This is a genomic window from Desulfobacterales bacterium (genome assembly GCA_021647905.1).
In the GTDB taxonomy this organism is placed as follows: Bacteria; Desulfobacterota; Desulfobulbia; order Desulfobulbales; family BM004; genus JAKITW01.
This window is the reverse complement of the sequence record JAKITW010000006.1, coordinates 36,583-52,520: the sequence shown is the minus strand read 5'-3', so window position 1 is coordinate 52,520 and position 15,938 is coordinate 36,583. Positions and strand designations below refer to the sequence as shown.

The window sequence follows — 15,938 nt, the reverse complement described above, 5'->3', positions numbered from 1 at the left end:
TTAAGGTTTGCCATTAATAATTTTAATCGCCATAAGATATAACAAAAAGAGGCGAAATGTAATTGATGTACGCAAACAAATCATGAAAATTCAACTGGTTATGCATGTGTGAGCGGATGGTGGCAGTTTGGGAATATCGTTCCGCGAAAATCGGTGATCATAAGATGTATATCATTAAATTGTGGGCGGCTATCCAGATAATTGTCTTCAAGGGCTGCATTGAATGCTCTTAACAGTTTTCATAAAATAATCATTAGACCATAAATCAAGCGCCGCCTTTTCCCTGTCGTTCAAAAAAGGGGCGATATCCATTTTAGCCTTTTCAATATCAACTTCTTGAAATTTCCGGGAGAGCATTGCCTGAAAAATATCTATTGTCAGTGGTCCGTTAAAGTGACCACTCTGCAGAAGCCTTGCTTCAAGATGCTTGAGGTTAAGCGCAGATTTCCTGCCAAGATACCAGAGGTAATCATAATAATCCCTGCCCTTTACTCTTGTTTGCCATTTCCTGGCAAGAATCGCGTGTATCTTGCCGGCAAACAGATCGGCAAGCGGCATGGTCTTTACCTGGAAGGGAATCGGCCTGAAGATATCCTTCACTTCAACCCCATGATTGCCGGGCGGATCAAGGTCAACTTCAATCTTGATTTTCAAAATCTGATTACTGTGTAATCGCGCCAGGAGTCTGTCCGGTACTTTAATCTTGATAAAATTGATTCTTGTTCCAGCCTTGATAAAGGCAGAGTCTATTTGAGAATCAACAGTCCTGTTTTTTGTTTTTATTTCCACCTCAAAGCCAAAACCTTCCAGCTCCGCCACGATGGCCGCATAATATTTCGAAAGATCAAAGTCAAGATTTGTTCTCAACAGAGAAAAATCCAGGTCTTCTGAAAATCTGGGGAGGCCGTATAAAATCCGTAGGCAACTGCCGCCATAGAACAAGGCGTGTTCATAAAACTTCACCCGCCAGAGACCAAGCAGGGCAATTTCCTGCATTATCTCTTTTAAAGCGTTTTCATAGTCAGAAGCGCTTTGACAACCATACTCATCAAGCATCTGTAATATTGCACTATCCATCCGTGACCTTTTTGATGAACTTTCGAATCACCCTTGACCGGTAAAATTCACCATACCGTATCAACAAATCAGTTCTCAGCCGGGCAAATTCATCATGATCAATTCGAATATCTTCATTCAATAGTTGAGCAAGGTGGGTATCAGAATCAATTCGTCGCACCCGCAGGGCAATATAATCAAGCAATGCTTTTTCAGGGCCGGCAAGGAGATAGTTTTCAGTCTGATTAATAACGTGAAGATTCACTCCTGTTGCATACGCCCCTTTGTAAAGATGGACATATTCAAAAGAACCAACCGGAGTTTTAAACATCTTGTTTTTTTTAAATGTCACCGAGGTGACAGTTTCAACCCGCTCAGGAATCAGGCCGTGAAAAGAAAGAGCGGATTCAAGAGAGATATAGGAAGGCCCGTAGATCAAGTTGGCCAGTATCTCTTTTGAATATCCCTCGGAATCCAGCTGTTCCCCCCAGACATAAAGGCCTTTCTTAACCCTGACGATATAGCCTTTCTTGATAAGTCGGCCTATAAATCGACGCTCGTTAGCCTGGCCGACAATAGCTGTCTTGAGATTCTGAAAGTCAAAATATTTAGCTGTTATGCTCTTTTTTAATTCTATAATATCCATTTTCGATCCAGTATGTATCACATACGGTAACATACTAAATCAATTGTTTCCAACAAAAAGTAGAATTTGGTGCTTAGCGACTTCGGGGTCCGCGCTTACCTGCAGTAATTTTTTTTGTGAGAAATCCGGACCAGACGACCAGAAGCTTTCTGGAAAAACGAAGAATCTCCTCGGGACTGAAAACCCCGCGAATGCCTTTGGGATGAAGCCTGGTAAAGGAGTGCCGGGTTTCTCCCGGCGGGTTGGGGCGTCGGCCGGGGCTGAGATTGCCTGTCAAGGACAAGGCAGGGAGGGGCAAGGCTAACTCAAAATCTGTTGCGCCTTGATCAGGATGGTTTCTTCGATCTCTGCCTTGAACGGCAGGGCGAGAAAGGGGATCGACCCTTCCAGGACCACCTGGGCCGGCTGCACCGCCAGGGTCCCCTTGACCGCAAAACCCATCATCCTGAAGGAAAAGAAGCCGGTGCTGTTGCTCCATGATTCGTTCAGGTCGCTGATCTTGTCACCGTGCTGTTCCTTCAGCTCGTCCCATAGACCCTTGATCCGGTCTTCAGCCTCATCAGGGACAAGATTATGGGGCAGGGACATCTTGAGACTGGGCATACTCTTCCTCAATAAAACAGTCAGGGTTCAAGGCCGGGGGTAAGGGATCAGACCGCCTCGTTGGTGCAGGTGGTCTTATCGTAGAAATCAGTGATCTCTTCCTGGTGATCCGACTCCATATGGGCCATGGCGGTGCGGGGATGCTGGTTCAGCACCCCGGTCACCATGTAGGGCACTGAATAGCCCCAGTCGATCTTCCTGGCCCAGGGGAAGATCTGCTTTTCGATGCACTGAATCACCGGCCGCACGTTGAACTTGGGGTTTTTCAAAAAGGAGAGCAGCAGTTCCAGGGTGCAGTTGCCAGCGCCGCGGCCGATGCCGTACAGGGTGCCGTCGAGAAAATTGATCCCGGCAATGATGCCGGCAATGGTATTGGCAAAGGCCAGTTGCTGGTTGTTGTGGCAATGGATGCCGATGGTCTTGCCGGGCAGCCGCTCAAAATACTTGGCCGCCAGGGTCTCGATATCCTCGCAGTAAAAGGCACCAAAGCTGTCCACCAGGTAGATGATCGGCACCCGGCTCCTGGACAGGTCGTCCAGGGCCTCGTTCAGGTCGCGCAGGCCCACGGTGGAAACCGCCATCAGGTTGATGGTCGCCTCATAGCCCTTGTCCAGGCAATGGTGGGCCAGGGCTATGGCCGTGTCCACCTGGTGGACGTAACAGGCCACCCGGACCATATCCAGGGAGCTTTCCGCGGCCGGCGGGATATCGCCGTAATCGATCCGGCCGATGTCGGCCATGGCCGAAAGTTTGATCTTCTTCTCGCCATCGCCGATGATTCGTTGCAGGTCCTCCTCGGCGCAGAAGCGCCAGGGGCCGTACTCCTTCCGGTCAAAGGCGCTTTCCGAGCTGAGATAACCGATCTCCATGTAGTCCACCCCGGCCGCGCACAGGGCCTGGTAGACGTCACGGACAAAGTCGTCCTTGAACTGCCATTTATTCATCAGTCCGCCGTCGCGGACCGTACAGTCAATTACCTTGATCTCCGGTCTGAACATGACTCCCTCTCTGAAAATGACTTGCCGCCGCTGGTGGGCGGCCCACCCAGGTCGCCGAAGTAAACAACCATCGTCTGAAGACGGTGGGTTAACTTAACGACTGAAAGTCGGGATACGGGTCCAAGACCCGTTTTTGACGTGCTCGTGCTCGTGCTCGTGAACGTACTCGTACACGAACATAAGTGCTTTTGGCGAACGACAAGTCCATTTATCGAGCAACTCTCCTTGATAATCCATCCTGCTTGCTCGCAACATATTTATTTTTTTCTTGTCTCGATCACGTTTACGTTCACGAGCACGTTCACGAGCACGAAGTAAAAAAACTCTTCCCTTCCAACCGGATTCCATTGGAAGTGATAAATCTACCCGCCTGAAGGCGGGGGCTTTAACCTTAACTGGGACCAGTAAACGTCCACAGCGTCGGGGTGATCCGCCGGCCTACCGGGTCGGCTCGATTCACCGGCCTCCTCCGCGCCAGGCTGATTTTTATACCGCATCTCAACCTGTTTGACAACGCCTGAGAAATTTTTTCAGGTTTGCCACCGCCAGGTCGATATCCCCGTCAACCAGGGCCTTTTTGCCGAACAGCGATGCGCCCACCCCCACGGCCCGGGCCCCGGCGGCCAGATAAGCGGGCGCCGTATCATGGGAAACCCCGCCCACCGGCAGCAGCGGAATCCGGTCAAAGGGACCGCGCAGGTCGCGGATATACCCGGCCCCGCCCATGGCGCCGCAAGGGAAGACCTTGACCATGGCCGCGCCGGCGGCCCAGGCCCCATAGACCTCGGTGGGGGTCAGGGCGCCAACAATCACCGGCACCTGTTGGGACCTGCCGTACTCGATCACCGCCGGGTCCAGGTTGGGGGTCACCAGAAACATCGCCCCGCCGGCCACCGCCTGTTCGGCCTCCGCCAGGTTGCGGATGGTGCCGATGCCCAGATATTTGCCGGCCGGGACCCCGGGCCGGCAGCCGGCGACCATCTCCAGCGCGCCCGGGGTATTCAGGGTCACCTCCATGGCATCAAGTCCGGCGGCAAAGGCCCGGGGCAGCAGCGCGGCAAAAAGATCCGCCTTCACCCCGCGCAGGATGGCGACCACCGGCTGCTGCAACTCAAGCCCGGAATGCCGGTTCATCTCGCTCATGCGCGATGGGCCTCGATAACCCCGGCCAGCTGCCGCAGGTGCTGGAGCAGATGCTGGAGCTGGGACAATCCCTCCACCTCCACCACCACCAGATAGGCGGCCAGATTGTCCGGCCGGGTCTTGACCTCAAGCTCGAGGATATTGGCATCCTCCTTGCTGATCAGGGCGCTGACCCCGGCCAACATCCCCTTGCGGTTCTCGGTCACCAGCCGGATCTGGGCCCGGTGCACGGTCTGTTCCTTGGCCGACCAGGCCACCTCCACCCGCCGGAGGGGATCAGTGGCCAGCAGGTTGACGCAGCCCTGCTTATGGATGGAGATCCCCCGGCCGGTGGTGATGAACCCCATGATCTGGTCACCGGGCACCGGCAGACAGCACTGACTGATATGCACCAGCATGTCATCCATCCCCTGAACCACGATCGCGCTCTGGCCGTCGCTCTGCTGCGCCCGCGCGGCCGGGATCTGGAGATCATCCGCCCGTTTCTCCGCCGCAACCCTTATCTCCGGTGGCTGCATCTGCTGGATCAGGGTCTTGACCGTGATCCCGCCCGAACCGACCTTGGCCAGGAGATCCTCCAGGGAGTTGCAGCGCAGCCCCTTGAGCAGCTCCTTGATATGACCGGTGCGAATGATCTTCTTCAGGGTGGTGTTGTACTTGCGCAACTCCCGCTCGCAGATCTCCCGGCCGACGTTGATCGACCTTTCCCTTTCCTCCTGCCGGAGCCAGTGACGGATCCGGGACTTGGCCCGGCTGGTCCGGACGATCGACAGCCAGCCCCGGCGCGGCTTCTGCTTGGCCGAGGTGATTATCTCCACCTTGTCGCCGTTCTGGAGCCGGTACTTGAGCGGCACGATCCGGTTGTTCACCTTGGCGCCGCTGCAGTGGTCGCCGACCTCGGTATGGATCAGGTAGGCGAAGTCGATCGGGGTGCTGCCCAGGGGCAGTTCCTTGACCTCGCCCATGGGGGTCAGACAGTAGACATCCGGCTCAAAAAGCTCGTCCCGCACCGAATCGAGAAACTCCCTGGGGTCTTTCAACTCCTGCAGCCAGTGGACCAGCTGTTTCAAGCTCTTGAACACCTTGGCGTCCCGGGCGCTGACCGCCTGCCCTTCCTTGTAGGCCCAGTGGGCGGCAATCCCCTCCTGGGCCACCCGGTCCATATCCCTGGTGCGGATCTGCACCTCCATGAACTCTTTGCGCGGCCCGAGCACGGTGGTGTGCATCGACTGGTAGTTGTTGGCCTTGGGGCTGCTGATGAAATCCTTGATCCGGCCCGGTACCGGGGCCCAGTTTTCATGGACCACCCCCAGGGCCTGGTAGCACTCCTTGACCGTGTTGACGATGATCCGGAAGGCCACCTTGTCGTAGACCTTTTCCAGGGGAATCTTCTGGGCGATGATCTTCTTGTAGATGGAGTAAAGATGCTTGGGCCGGCCGATGATCTCGCAGTCAACAACATTGTTCTCGGCCAACTTGCGGCGAAGGATACCGATCACCTCTTCCACATAGGTCTCACGGTCGGCGGTGGAACTTGCCACCCGTTGCCGCAGATCCTGGTACTCGTCGGGCTGCAGGAAGCTGAAGGCCAGGTCCTCCAGCTCCCGCTTCATCCAGTCGATACCCAGCCGGCTGGCCAGGGGCGCATAAAGCTCCATGGTTTCCTGGGCCATGGCCAGTTCCCGGCTTCGGTCGTTCAGGGCAAAGGAACGCATGTCATGGAGCCGGTCGGCCAGCTTGACCAGGAGTACCCGCAGATCAGAGGCCATGGCCAGGAGCAGCTTCCTGACGTTTTCAGCCTGGTAGGTCTGCCGGCTGTCAAACTTGACGTTGGTAATCTTGGTGGCGCCGCGGACGATATTGGCGACATCATTGCCGAACAGATCGCTCAGTTCGCGAAAGGAGAGGGAGGGGTCCTCCTTGAGCACCCCGTGCAGGAGCCCGGCCAGCAGCGTCTTGCGATCAAGCCGCATCTGGCTCAGGATGAAACAGACCTCCAGGGCATGGGTGATATAGGGCTTGCCGGACGAGAGGTGCTTTTTGCCGCTGTAGATCTTGAGCGCGTACTCGTAGCCCTTTTCCAGGACCACGAGTTCCTCTTTTTCCAGATGCCTGCCGGCCAGGTCGATGATCTGCTCAATAGTCGCCATTACTTACTGCCCGCTGCTCACGGCGTCATCCCGGCCAGTTCCTCCCGGATCATGGCTGACAGCCGCCCGGCAGCCTTGTCCAGGGGCATGGTTTCGGTACGGCCGTCGGCCCGGCGGCGGAGTTCGATGGTGCCGTCCCCGGCAAATCTCCTGCCCACCGTGAGCCGATAGGGGATGCCGATCAGGTCGGCATCCTTGAACTTGATTCCGGGCCGTTCCCCGCGGTCGTCCAGCAGCACCTCCAGGCCGTGGTCGAGCAACTGGTGATACAGGGTGTCGGCCGCGCGGCTGATCGCCTGGTCCTTGCCGCCGAGATCAAGGATCACCACCTGGCAGGGGGCAATGGGCAGGGGAAAGATGATCCCGTCCTTATCATTGTTCTGTTCAATGGCCGCGGCCACCACCCGGCTGACCCCGATCCCGTAACAGCCCATCACAAAGGGCAGTTCCTTGCCCCGGCTGTCCTGGAACACCGCCTTGAGCCTCTTGCTGTAGACATCGCCCAGCTTGAAGATATGGCCGACCTCGATGCCTTTGGTCAACTCCAGCTGTCCGCCGCAGGCCACGCAGCGATCCTCGGCCGTGGCCTGGCGCAGATCGGCCTGCCTGGCCACGGTGAGGTCGCGGCCGATATTGACATTGATCAGGTGAAAATTCTTCTCATTGGCGCCAATGGCGAAATTACGCATCTCCATGACCTCCCGGTCCGCCACCACCTCGATGTTGAGCCCGATCGGACCGAGATAGCCGGTGGCCACCCCGGTGATCTTAAAGACCTGGTCATCGTCGGCCAGTTCCACCTCCAGCGCATTAAACAGATTTTTCAGCTTGACCGGCTGCACCTCGCGGTCGCCGCGGAGCAGCACGGCCACCGGTTTGCCGTCAACCAGAAAGACCATGGTCTTGACCAGCTGCCGCGGGGTGATCCCCAGAAATCCGGTCACCGCGGCCACCTTGCGCTTGCCCGGGGTCTCCACCTTTTCCATGGGCCGCAATTCAACCGGCCCGGCCGGGGCCTCCGGCGGCCGGACCCGGGCCTTTTCCATGTTGGCGGCATAGCTGCACTCCTTGCAGATCACCAGGGTATCCTCGCCGGTTTCAGCCAGCACCATGAACTCGTGGGAGGAACTGCCGCCAATGGTGCCGGTATCCGCCTCCACCGCCCGGAAGGAGAGGCCGCAGCGGGTAAAGATCCGCTGGTAGGCGTCATACATCGCCTGGTAGCTGACCTCGGCCCCCCGGTCGTCCACGTCAAAACTGTAGGCGTCCTTCATGATGAACTCCCGGCCCCGCATCAGCCCGAAACGCGGCCTGATCTCGTCCCGGAACTTGGTCTGGATCTGATAGAGGTTCAGGGGCAGATCCCGGTAGGAATGGACCTCGCGCCGCACCAGGTCGGTGACCACCTCTTCGTGGGTGGGACCGAGACAGCTCTGGTGTTCATGCCGGTCGTGGAAACGGAGGAGTTCCGGGCCATACTTGTTCCACCGGCCTGATTCCTGCCAGAGATCGGCCGGCTGGACCATGGGCATCAACAGTTCCTGGGCCCCGGCCCGGTTCATCTCCTCACGGACGATTTGCTCCACCTTGCGGATCGTTGCCAGCCCCAGGGGCAGGTAGGTATAGATCCCGGAGGCCAGCTTGCGGATAAATCCGGCCCGGAGCAGCAGCCGGTGACTCACCACCTCGGCCTCGGCCGGGGTCTCTTTCAAGGTCGGCAACAGCAGTTTAGAATAACGCATTCGATATTCCTTCTTTTATCACGGTAGAGGGTCTTGTCTGGACCGGCCTGTTATTGGTTATTGGTTAAAAAATTATAACACGCGGTTACCATTAACAAATAACTATCTTTTCACTGTCTTCCGTCCTCTGTCATCCGTCCTCTGTCCTCTGTCCTCTGTCCTCTGTCATCCATCCTCTGTCTTCTGCTTCGCCATCCCGTCCAGTTCAGCGAGAAAGGCGGGCAGCAGTTCATCCTCGCTGACCTTTTTAAACAGCTTGCCCTTCTTGAAGATAATGCCCACCCCCCTGCCGCCGGCCAGGCCGATATCCGCCTCCCGGGCCTCGCCCGGACCGTTGACCACGCAGCCCATCACCGCCACCTTGAGCGGTTGTTCCATGGTCTGCAGGTGACGCTCCACTGCTTCGGCCAGGTTGAAGAGATTGATCTCGCAACGGCCGCAGGTGGGGCAGGAGACCAGTTCCGGGCCCCGGTGACGGATATCAAGGGCCCGGAGCAGCTCAAAACCCACCCGGATCTCCTCAACCGGGTCCCGGGTCAACGAGATCCGCAAGGTGTCGCCGATCCCCTCGTTGAGCAAGATACCCAGGGCCACGCTGGACTTGACCGTGCCGGCGATCAAGCCGCCGGCCTCGGTGACCCCGAGATGCAGGGGATAGTCACAGCGCTCGGCCATCAACCGATAGGCCGCCACTGTGGCCATGGCGTTTGACGACTTGAGCGAGATCTTGATCTGCTCAAAGCCCAGCTTTTCGAGCAAACGGATATTGCGCAGCCCGCTATCGACCAGGGCATGGGGCACCGGGTGGCCGTATTTTTTGAGGATATCCTTTTCCAGGGAACCGCTGTTGACCCCGACCCGGATGGCCGCCCCCTGCTGCCGGGCCGCATCCACCACCCGGGCCAGCCGGGCCGGGCCGCCGATATTGCCGGGGTTGATCCGGACCGCCTGGGCCCCGTGCTCCATGGAGGCCACGGCCAGGCGGGCATCAAAATGGATATCAGCGATCAGGGGGATGGCGATCCGGTCGCGGATCGCCCGGATCGCCCGGGCCGCCTCCATGTCCACCACCGCCACCCGGATAATCTCGCAGCCGGCCCGCTCCAGTTGCTGGATCTGGGCCACGGTGGCCTCCACCTCCCGGGTATCGGTATTGGTCATCGACTGGACCGCGATCAACGCGTCACCGCCGATGGGCACCGATCCCACCATGATCTGTCTGGTTTTCCGTCGGCTCCGCATGCTCACCACAACCTATTTCCCCTTTTTTCCGCCGAACAGCAGCTCCGCCTCCGGGGCCCGGACATAGACAGGCGCCGCCAGTACCGGGTCGAGAAAATCATCGGCCCGGTATTTGGCAATCGCCAGCATGCCGATGGTCGCGGCCCGGGGGAAGACCTGGCCCGGCCGCACGAAAATCGCCCGGCCAGCCAACAACTCCTTGAACAAATCGCCATGCACCGCAATCCCGTCACCGGCCAGCAGCACCGGCCCGCTGATCCGGGCGCAGAGTTCTGCCGGCGGCAGCACCAGATAATCACTGACCCGCTCACAGCCCTCCTTGCCAGAACCCCGGTACAGCGCAGCATATACCTCTTTTTTCCTGGCATCAAGTACCGGGCAGACCAACTGTTCGACCCCGGGAAACTGGGCTGCCAGCCCGTCCAGGGTGGCCACCCCGATCAGGGGTCTGTCCAGGGCCAGGGCCAGCCCCTTGGCCGTGCTCAAGCCGATCCGCAGCCCGGTAAAACTGCCCGGCCCGATGCTGACCGCAATCCCGGCCAGCGCATCCCAATCCAGGCCCGCCTGGCCAAGCAGCCACTGAATCCCGGGCAGGAGCCCTTTCGAATGGGTCCGGCCGGTCTGGAGGGTATATTCGCCGATGCAGCGATCAGCAGCGACCAGGGCCACGCTGCCGCACATGGTGGCGGTCTCCAGGGCCAGAAGCAGGGGCGGTTGACAGGTCATCCGGCCGGTACCGTGAATTGCCATGGAAATATCACCGGAAAAGGCGCGCAGCAGGAGGTTAATGGTTAACCACCATCTCCGCGGGCAGGGACAGGGTTATTGGAACAGCCGGGCCAGATCGTTATAAAAGGCGAAAATCATCAGGGTGCCGAGCAGGACCATGCCGATCTGCTGAAAAATCTCCATGGTTCTGAGACTTACCGGTCTGCGCATGATCGCCTCCACCGAGAAGAACACCAGGTGGCCGCCGTCAAGGATCGGAATCGGCAACAGGTTGAGTATGCCGAGATTGACACTGATCACTGCCATGAAGTAGAGGAAATTGGTCCAGCCCGCCTCCAGCTGCTTGCCGGCCATCTGGGCGATCAGGATCGGGCCGCCCAGTTCCGAGGCCGGCACCACCTTCTGGATGATCTTGACAATGCCCACCACCGTAAGATAGATCCAGCTCCAGGTCTGCTCCACCCCGGCCAGCAGGGCGGATCCCAGCGAGACCTTGTTGTAGACCACCTCCTCGGCCCGGGAGATCCCGACCATGTACCGTTCGCCGACCTTGGCCCCGAAGATATCCTTGATCGGACTCATCGCCGGCTCCAGACTGACCTCGATCCGCTCCTCCCCGCGGAGCAGGGTAAAGAGCATCGGTTGGCCATGGCTGTCCATGATCCGTTGCGACAGATCTTCCCAACTGGCGACCGGCTCATGGTCCAGGGCCACGATCACGTCGCCGGCCTCGAGCCCGGCCCGGGCCGCCGGGGTATCCTGGCCCACCGCGCCGATCCTGGTGGTGTCCACCGGCTCGGGGATGCCGTGTATCCCGAAGATAAGGGAAAAAAGAAAAGCGGCAAACAACAGGTTGAAGACCGGGCCGCCGGCCACGATCAGAAACCGCTGCCAGACCGGTTTCATGGAAAAGGAATAGGGGGCGTCCGCAACCGCGACCTCATCGCCGGCCGCCGGGCTTTCCCCGAACATCTTGACGTAGCCGCCCAGGGGGATCGCGCTCACCACATACTCGGTTTCGCCGTAACGGGTGCCGAACAGGGTGGGGCCGAACCCCAGGGAAAACTTGAGCACCCGGACACGAAACAGCTTTGCCATCAGAAAATGGCCGAACTCATGGACAAAGATCAGCAGTCCCAGTACAACGATAAAGGAAAACAGGGTAGTCATCTATTGGTTCCGTCCTATGTCTTCTGTTTTCTGATTTCTGTCAATTGCCTCGATCAATGCCTCGGCCCGGCTCCTGGCGGCCAGGTCGGCGGCCAGCACCACCCGCACCTCGGTGATCCGCTCACCGGGCAAAGCAGCGACCGTGTCCCGGACCACCCGGGCGATCTCCGGAAAACGGATCCGGCGGTCTAAAAAGGCGGACACCGCCACCTCGTTGGCCGCGTTCATCACCGCCGGCAGGGTGCCGCCCTGGCGGCAGACCTCGTAGGCCAGGGCCAGGGCCGGGAACCGCTCAAGATCAGGGGCCTGAAAACCGAGTTTCCCGCAGCTAAGCAGGTCCAGCCGGGGCAGCCCCGGGTCCAGCCTTTCCGGATAGGACAGGGCATAGCCGATGGGACCCCGCATGTCCGGCATCCCCATCTGGGCCACCATTGAACCGTCAACAAACTCGACCAGGGAATGGACGATACTCTGGGGATGCACCACCACCTTGATCCGGTCCAGTTCCACGTCAAAGAGCCAGCGGGCCTCGATAACCTCCAGCCCCTTGTTCATCAGGGTGGCGGAATCGATCGATATCTTCCGGCCCATCTCCCAGTTGGGATGAGCCAGGGCCTGTTCCGGGGAAACATCCCACAGTTCGGAAGTGGAGAAATTGCGGAACGGGCCGCCGGAGGCGGTAAGAATAATCCGGGCCAGGTCCTGCCGGCGGCCGGCGGCCAGGGCCTGGGACACTGCGCTGTGTTCGCTGTCCACCGGCCGCAGGTTCACTCCCTGGCGGCGGACCTCCTCCATTACCAGGGAGCCGGCCATCACCAGGGTTTCCTTATTGGCCAGGGCAACATCCTTGCCGGCCCGGATGGCGGCCAGGGTCGGCAGCAGTCCGGCAGCCCCGACAATGGCCGAGACCACCATTTCCACCGTATCAATGACCGCCACCTGTTGGTTGCCCTCCGGGCCGCAGACCACCCGGTCACCCCAGCCGGCGGGCAGCGAGGCGATCAGGTCTGCCGCGGTCTCCGGCGCGGCCACTGAAACCAGACGGGGCGAAAACCGGGCGATCTGCTCACGGAGCAGGCTGATATTGCTGCCCGCGGCCAGCCCCTCGACCTGGAACCGCCCGGGAAACCGGGCCACCAGATCCAGGACATTGGTGCCGATGGACCCGGTTGAGCCCAGGATGGAAATTTTTTTTATCATAATCAAAAAGCGGCCATCCGGCCGAAACAGAGCAGATAGAAAAGGAACGGACCCGCCAGAAGCAGGCTGTCAATCCGGTCCAGGAGCCCGCCGTGGCCGGCAAGTATGGTGCCGGAATCCTTGACCCCAACGGAACGTTTGAGCATTGATTCAAGCAGATCGCCCATTACCCCGACACAGACCAGGACCAGGGCCGCGGCAACAACAACCAGCCGGTCCAGTTCCGGAAACAGAAAAACAACCAGGCCGGCCCCGGCCAGGGTGCCGGCCGCCAGGCCGCCCAGAGCCCCGGCCACGGTCTTGCCCGGACTGATCGCCGGGCAGAGTTTACGCCTGCCGAACCAGTGGCCGGCATAATAGGCCCCGGTATCCGAGGCAATGGTCAGCGCGGTGAGCGCCAGCAACCAGGATACCCCCTGGGGCTGGGCCCGAAGCAGGACCAGGTGGGCGATACAAAAACCGGGATAGAGAAAACCAAACCCCGTCCGGGCCAGGAAATCAAGCCCCGAACCGAGCTGCCGGTAGCGCAGCAGGCCCAGGGCGATCAGCAGGAACCAGCCAAGAAAGAGCCCGGCGGCAGTGACGGCCAGACTCCCGGAATAAGAGCCGATCAAGGGTCCGAGGCCAAGGGCCACCAGCCAGCCCGCATATCCGGGCTCAGTGTCGGACAATACCATCCGGGCATACTCATACAGGACAATCGCTCCGGCCGCGACCATCACCAGCCAGAAGATCACAAACGACCCCTTGAGCAGCAACCAGAACCAGGCCCCGCCCAGGACCACCCCTGTAAGAATTCGCTTCATCGGTTGTCCGGCCGTACCTGGCCCCCGGTTTTACCGAACCGCCGTTCCCGGTTCTGGAAATCAAGGATCGCGGCAATCAGGCTGTCCCTCCGAAAATCCGGCCACTTGGTCTCGGTGATGTAAAACTCGGCATAGGAACCCTGCCAGAGCAGAAAATTACTTAGCCGCGACTCGCCGCCGGTGCGGATGATCAGGTCGGGGTCCGGCTGTCCCCTGGTATACAGATGGGCGCTGATCATCTCTTCGCTGATCTGGTCCGGGACCAACTCACCGCGCCGGCACTTGCCGGCCAGCTGTCTTACCGCCTCGACGATCTCGGCCCGGGCCCCGTAATTCAGGGCCAGGTTCAGGGTCAATGCCGGGTCAATGCCGGCCGCCTCGGCGGTTTCATCGATCGTACGGTACAGAATCTTGCGCACATCAGGGGGCAGCCCGTCGATCCGGCCCAGGGCCCGGAGGCTGATCCGGTTCTCCTTCAGGTTGGCCAGCCCGTCCAGGAGATAACTCTTCAGCAACCCCATCAGGGCCTTAACCTCAAGGGCCGGCCGCTGCCAGTTCTCGGTGGAAAAGGCATACAGGGTGAGGAAAGAGATCCCCATCTCCTTGGCCGCCCGGATGATCTCCTTGACCGATTCCGAGCCGACCTTGTGGCCCATTACCCGGGGCAGACCACGCTGCCTGGCCCACCGGCCGTTGCCATCCATGATAATGGCCACATGACGGGGAACTATGTTGGGATCGATTGCAGAGGTATCTGGCATAGTGTCGGGGCGCTCGAACAGACAGCAGCGGCAGAAAGGAAGAAGGCGAGAGGGAAAACCATGAAACGGGCCAGGGAAACCCGGGGAGGACTCACCAGTGTCCCTTCAAGAAGAAGTGACGCAATACCTAGACCTCCATGACCTCTTTTTCCTTGTCCGCGGCGATCCGGTCAATGCTCTTGATGAACTGATCGGTTGTTTTCTGGGCCAACTCCTGCCCCTTGAACATATCGTCCTCGGATATCTCCTTGTCCTTCTTCATCTTCTTGAAGGTATCATTGGCCTCCCGGCGCAGGTTGCGGACCGCCACCCGGTACTCCTCGGCAATCTTCTTCACCTGTTTAACCAGATCCTTGCGCCGCTCTTCGGTGGGCTGCGGGATATTGATCCGGATCACCTTGCCGTCATTGGCCGGGGTCAGGTCCAGGTTGGATTTCAGTATCGCCTTGCCCACCGCGCCGAGCATCTGCGGGTCCCATGGCTGAATCACGATCATCCGGGTCTCCGGGATGGTCATGGTCGCCACCTGGTTGAGCGGCATCAACGAACCGTAGGCCTCCACCTTGATCCCGTCCAACAGGGACAGGGAGGCCCGGCCGGTGCGGATCCTGCCAAGCTCGGCGCGAAAGGCGTCCAGGGATTTCTCCATCTTTGCCGACAGGTTCTTCAGCTGACTATCCATCATCTCCCCCTTGCACCAAGGTCCCGTTGCCACCGCCGCGGATAGCATCGAGAATGTTTCCAGGCTTGTTCATATCAAGCACGATTATCGGGATCCGGTTATCCCTGGCCAGAGAGATGCCGGCGGCATCCATCACCTTGAGGCCCCGGTTGAGTACCTCGCTGTAGGAAAGGGTGTCGAACTTGATCGCCCCGGGCTCCTTGAGCGGGTCCCGGTCATAGACCCCGTCCACCCGGGTCGCCTTACAGATCAGGTCGGCCTCGATCTCCAGGGCCCGGATCACCGCCGCGGTGTCGGTGGTAAAATAGGGCGTGCCGATCCCGGCGGCAAAGATCACCACCCGCCCCTTTTCCATGTGGCGGATGGCCTTGCGGCGGATATAGGGCTCGCAGACACTGGGCATGGGAAAGGCGGACATCACCCGGGTGACCACCCCCCGCCGTTCCATGGCATCCTGCATGGCCAGGCTGTTGATCACCGTGGCCAGCATCCCCATGTTGTCGGCGGCGCTGCGATCCATTCCCTTTGAGGCCCCGGCCACCCCGCGAAAGATATTGCCGGCCCCGACCACCAGGCCCAGCTGCACCCCCTGTTCGGTCACGCTTTTGACCTCGTCGGCCACATAGTCCAGAACCTCGGTGCTGATCCCGAAGGAGGTGGCGCCCATCAGGGCTTCACCGCTGAGCTTCAGCACCACCCGGGAAAACTTGGTTTGTTCCATGCCGCCGCCTTTTACTGGTTGCCAGGGTTGGGGTATTGTAACCGTTCAGCAGCACCACATCTTCGTCCGTTTTGGCCTTCTCACATAGAGGAACTATAGCTCAAAAGCCTAAACGAACAAATCTGCAGCACTGCTGAACGGTTACCGGCCTGAGATTGTGGGCCTCTTTCGCATGGCCGGTGAACGGTTACGGGGTATTGATCAGGCAGAGTCAGTGTCCCTGTAATTTATATAAAAGCCGTGCCGGACCAAGCCCGCTGTCCGGGGAGATTTTCATTGTTGCTTATGG

At 59.2% G+C, this 15,938-nt stretch carries 15 protein-coding genes; all 15 read right to left on the bottom strand.

Features of this window, described 5'->3' with window-relative positions; genetic code table 11:
- Window positions 1-207 precede the first annotated feature (207 nt).
- The 15 genes from L3J03_02020 to pyrH all read right to left on the bottom strand — a co-directional run bounded on the left by L3J03_02020 (window position 208) and on the right by pyrH (window position 15,649).
- Entirely contained in the window at window positions 208-1,077 is an 870-nt protein-coding gene (locus L3J03_02020; protein ID MCF6289771.1) for a nucleotidyl transferase AbiEii/AbiGii toxin family protein, read from the bottom strand.
- Window positions 1,070-1,702 (bottom strand): hypothetical protein, encoded by a 633-nt coding sequence (locus tag L3J03_02015; protein MCF6289770.1) that lies wholly within the window; start codon window positions 1,700-1,702, stop codon window positions 1,070-1,072. Before L3J03_02015 ends, L3J03_02020 begins: the two co-directional genes overlap by 8 nt.
- A 300-nt stretch (window positions 1,703-2,002) precedes the next feature.
- Entirely contained in the window at window positions 2,003-2,305 is a 303-nt protein-coding gene (locus L3J03_02010; protein ID MCF6289769.1) for a polyhydroxyalkanoic acid system family protein, read from the bottom strand.
- 47 nt (window positions 2,306-2,352) lie between these two features.
- Entirely contained in the window at window positions 2,353-3,303 is a 951-nt protein-coding gene (locus L3J03_02005) for an aldolase catalytic domain-containing protein (GenBank protein ID MCF6289768.1), read from the bottom strand.
- 498 nt (window positions 3,304-3,801) lie between these two features.
- Window positions 3,802-4,437, bottom strand: a complete 636-nt coding sequence (locus tag L3J03_02000) for a hypothetical protein (GenBank protein MCF6289767.1) — start codon at window positions 4,435-4,437, stop codon at window positions 3,802-3,804.
- Window positions 4,438-4,442: 5 nt separating this feature from the next.
- Entirely contained in the window at window positions 4,443-6,596 is a 2,154-nt protein-coding gene (locus tag L3J03_01995) for a bifunctional (p)ppGpp synthetase/guanosine-3',5'-bis(diphosphate) 3'-pyrophosphohydrolase (GenBank protein MCF6289766.1), read from the bottom strand.
- 17 nt (window positions 6,597-6,613) lie between these two features.
- Window positions 6,614-8,338 carry a proline--tRNA ligase gene (locus L3J03_01990; protein MCF6289765.1) on the bottom strand — a complete coding sequence of 575 codons (1,725 nt, stop codon included), beginning with the start codon at window positions 8,336-8,338 and terminating at the stop codon, window positions 6,614-6,616.
- A gap of 165 nt (window positions 8,339-8,503) precedes the next feature.
- Window positions 8,504-9,580, bottom strand: coding sequence for a flavodoxin-dependent (E)-4-hydroxy-3-methylbut-2-enyl-diphosphate synthase (gene ispG, locus L3J03_01985; protein ID MCF6289764.1), 1,077 nt, complete (start codon window positions 9,578-9,580; stop codon window positions 8,504-8,506).
- 12 nt (window positions 9,581-9,592) lie between these two features.
- The gene (gene tsaB / locus L3J03_01980; protein MCF6289763.1) at window positions 9,593-10,330 is read right to left on the bottom strand and encodes a tRNA (adenosine(37)-N6)-threonylcarbamoyltransferase complex dimerization subunit type 1 TsaB; all 738 of its coding nucleotides are present in this window, start codon (window positions 10,328-10,330) and stop codon (window positions 9,593-9,595) included.
- Window positions 10,331-10,402: 72 nt separating this feature from the next.
- Window positions 10,403-11,479: an RIP metalloprotease RseP gene (rseP, locus tag L3J03_01975; protein ID MCF6289762.1), complete on the bottom strand. Its 1,077-nt coding sequence runs from the start codon at window positions 11,477-11,479 to the stop codon at window positions 10,403-10,405.
- Window positions 11,480-12,676, bottom strand: coding sequence for a 1-deoxy-D-xylulose-5-phosphate reductoisomerase (locus L3J03_01970; protein ID MCF6289761.1), 1,197 nt, complete (start codon window positions 12,674-12,676; stop codon window positions 11,480-11,482).
- Window positions 12,677-12,681: 5 nt separating this feature from the next.
- A complete protein-coding gene (locus tag L3J03_01965; protein ID MCF6289760.1) occupies window positions 12,682-13,485 on the bottom strand; it encodes a phosphatidate cytidylyltransferase in 804 nt (267 codons plus the stop codon).
- On the bottom strand, window positions 13,482-14,246 hold the full coding sequence (locus L3J03_01960) for an isoprenyl transferase (protein ID MCF6289759.1): 765 nt from the start codon (window positions 14,244-14,246) through the stop codon (window positions 13,482-13,484). The genes L3J03_01965 and L3J03_01960 overlap by 4 nt, the downstream gene beginning before the upstream one ends.
- A gap of 127 nt (window positions 14,247-14,373) precedes the next feature.
- Window positions 14,374-14,931 (bottom strand): ribosome recycling factor, encoded by a 558-nt coding sequence (gene frr, locus L3J03_01955; protein MCF6289758.1) that lies wholly within the window; start codon window positions 14,929-14,931, stop codon window positions 14,374-14,376.
- On the bottom strand, window positions 14,921-15,649 hold the full coding sequence (pyrH, locus tag L3J03_01950; protein MCF6289757.1) for a UMP kinase: 729 nt from the start codon (window positions 15,647-15,649) through the stop codon (window positions 14,921-14,923). The genes frr and pyrH overlap by 11 nt, the downstream gene beginning before the upstream one ends.
- Window positions 15,650-15,938 lie beyond the last annotated feature (289 nt).